General features: G+C 60.1%; 2 protein-coding genes and 1 tRNA gene. 2 read left to right on the top strand and 1 reads right to left on the bottom strand.

All coding sequences use genetic code 11. The features are described 5' to 3' along the window. Positions 1-131 precede the first annotated feature (131 nt). Positions 132-455 carry a hypothetical protein gene (locus tag ABX749_RS28030; protein WP_372898935.1) on the bottom strand — a complete coding sequence of 108 codons (324 nt, stop codon included), beginning with the start codon at positions 453-455 and terminating at the stop codon, positions 132-134. Positions 456-903: 448 nt separating this feature from the next. Here ABX749_RS28030 and ABX749_RS28035 point away from each other — a divergent pair. Beyond that, positions 904-990: transfer RNA gene (locus ABX749_RS28035), tRNA-Ser, on the top strand. Between the two features lie 265 nt (positions 991-1,255). Then, complete coding sequence (locus ABX749_RS28040; RefSeq protein ID WP_372898936.1) at positions 1,256-2,863, top strand: hypothetical protein; 1,608 nt, start codon at positions 1,256-1,258, stop codon at positions 2,861-2,863. The last annotated feature ends 79 nt before the right edge of the window (positions 2,864-2,942 follow it).

A 2,942-nucleotide genomic window follows, 5' to 3' on the forward strand; every position in this document is an offset into this window, starting at 1 on the left:
CCCGCACACGGGAGGGTTCCTTCTTAACTTGATGCCTATGGGGTGCGTTCCGCGACCCCGGGCTTCGTTGTGGCACCGCTCTGCGGTGTGACGCGGTGCTAGAAACGGAATCGCCTCATCGGTCAGTGGGGCTATTCATCGGCGCCCGTCTCACCGGCATTCTCCCGTGACAGAATCCGCTCGAGGGTATCGAGAACCTTGTCGTGCCGGTCGGCTTGTTCTTCCCAGCGGTCGAGCAGTGCGTTGTAGCGATCAGCCTGTTCTTTCGAACGCGTTAATTGACGCGCCGTTTCGTCTTGCTGTTTCTGAGTTTGATCGAGTTGCTTTTGGGATTGCTCCAACTGTTGCTGCGTCTGTTCTGTTTGCCGATCGTAGTCGGCAAGTTGCTGCTGGTAGGTCGCGTCGTAGTCGCCACCGGATTGCGGCGTGCAAGCGCAAAGCAGAAGTAACGTCATTGCAATCGGTAGGTACTTCATCGCGTGCTGTTTCTCTGTGGGATTTCGGGGCTCGATCAGCTACCGGAACAGTGCCGGCCTCGCAACCGCCACCGGAAAACTGGATTAGAACGGATCCTGTCTGCTCGTGCCTACAGATCGGATTGCCATCTGACGCGGACGAATGCCGCCTGCTTCGCTTTTTTAACCGGAGAGCTCGCGGCCAGCCGCTAAAAATGCTTTCCTGCGTTATCTTTTGGGGGCGTTTCGAACCGTTCCTCACGGTTCCGGCGGTGCGAGGTTCGCCGGACCGCCGGCGACTTGCTGCCATTTTTCAGGAAAGGTTGGCTGGACTTCACGACCGGCGTGTGACGATGTAGACTGCTCGCGATCGTCGCCGATGCCTTCATCGGGTGGGTGGCGAGTGCTTTCGGCCCTGCAAGGTGGCCGAAGCTCATCAACGCAAGCCGGATGGGTGGCCGAGTGGTCGAAGGCTCTAGTCTTGAAAACTAGCGTAGGGGAAACTCTACCGTGGGTTCGAATCCCACCCCATCCGCTTCTCATGCGGTGACCGACGTCTGAATCGGTCGGTCCCTGGTGGCTCTGTGGTCAGAATCCAGAGACATGCAGTCAGTGGTCCGCAGGCAGTCGTCCGCAGTCAGCGCACCCGGCCATCTTGCCTGTCGCAAATCCCCGGACGCAACCGCGGTCGTTTCGCCTCGGATCTGCCCCTCCGGTAGGTTTTTCGAGCTAGGCTCCCCCTGTGCCCCCGCCACTCGATCGACCTTTCCGCTTGATTCCGCTGCCGGTGAATGCTTCCGATGAGCTACAACCCGTACAATTCCTCCACCCCGCCTCGTCCGCTTCGCATCATCTTCGGCGCCTTGCTCGCCAGCGCCGGCCTGGTCGCCGGGATGACCGGGGCGGTTCATGAATTCCACAAGGCATCGGTGATGCAGGGTGAGCCGGTCGAGATGGACTGGCACACGTTGGTGACCGAAGGCTACGGCGACAACCCACACCTCCGTCTGGTCAACGTTACGGTGATCGACCCCTACGTCGAGCGGGATGATCTGCTGGACGAAGACGACCTAGAAGCGATGATGGAGGATCCCTTCCTGGCAGGGAGCGTCGACACGATGGATCTGGGGCCGGCGAAAGTCATCCCGCTCGGTGCGCACGAGACGGACGTCGAGCCGCGGGTGTTCATTGCCGAGGGTGAGCACTACTTGGACGAGGCCTTCCGCCAGGTCGAGGAGACCGGAGCGGTGACCGGAATGGTCAGCACCTACGGCGTGAACCAGATGATCGCCGATTTCATCGCGTTCTGCAGTGGCAATGAAATTCAGGGACCCGTCGAAGACGGCGAGGTCACTTACACCATCGTGCCGATCGACGGGACTCCGGATCTGGGACTGGCCCGCAACCTGTTTCTAACGTCCGGTTTTGCATTGGCGTTGGGACTGATTCTGTGCGGCAGCGGTGGCCCGGGTATCTGGTGTTGTTGGTACGCACCGCTGCCGTCGCTGTTGAGCTTGATCGGATACCCGATGCGGTACGGCCGCGGCAGTTGGACGACTCGCCTGACGTACATCGCCCTCGGTGCGTTTCTGATGGGCTACGGCGTCTATCTGCTGGTTCCGATGGGACACTTCGGCGCCACCGACGGGAACCCGATCTTTCACGCCTTCGGATTCGCGACGCTGTTCGTCGGACTGGGAGGAATCCTGGCGGTGCCGCTGCAAATCACCACGCGAGCGCTCAGCGCAAGCGTTGAAGTGCAGCCCAAAAAGAAACCCGTGCGGATGTCATGGAACCAGGCCTGTTCGATGGAACCGGTGATCCAAGAAATCGAGTACATAGATCCCCCGCTGGTTCCCTCTGGCACGTTGCCGCTCAGTGGCGAGCTGAAACAAAAAGCCGAAGCGTTGGCCGACGCCGGCTTCAATCGCGCCGATCCGCTGCAATGGCAGCGTGAGATCGGGATCGCGGCGGCAGCCATTCAACTCGGCTGCCAGAACATGGTCGTGACGGACCTGGAATACAACAACGACGCCGACATCGTCGAATGCGGATTGATCAGCGTGCTCGGGACGGGGCTTCCCGTCATCACGGTTTCAGCCAATTCCGGCGTCAAACAGAACCGGCCTTCGGCAAAGTGTCTGTTCCAGCGCTCGTCATCGAGTGACCCGACAGAGATGCTGACCGAACACTTGGAAGTGGTCGTGCAAGAAGCAGAGCAGCGTGACACGATCATTGTCGAATTCGACGAAAGCGAGACACACGATGTCGTCCGCTTGGCGCGACGGGTTCTGGCCGAGATCCAGGGGACGATGGACGGCCAGATCGTCAACGTCGGGCCCAAACGATACGGCCGGTTCCACTATCCGCCGGCTCCCGTTCCGGAATTCGTCTCCACGACGGGCTGAAGCACTAGTGCTTGATGGCGGTGATGAATCCGCGGTCAGCGATGGTGTCTTGATAGGGGCCGACGTCGAATCCGAAATC

Origin of the sequence: Stieleria sp. (genome assembly GCF_041595215.1) — a bacterium.
Classification (GTDB): domain Bacteria; phylum Planctomycetota; class Planctomycetia; order Pirellulales; family Pirellulaceae; genus Stieleria; species Stieleria magnilauensis.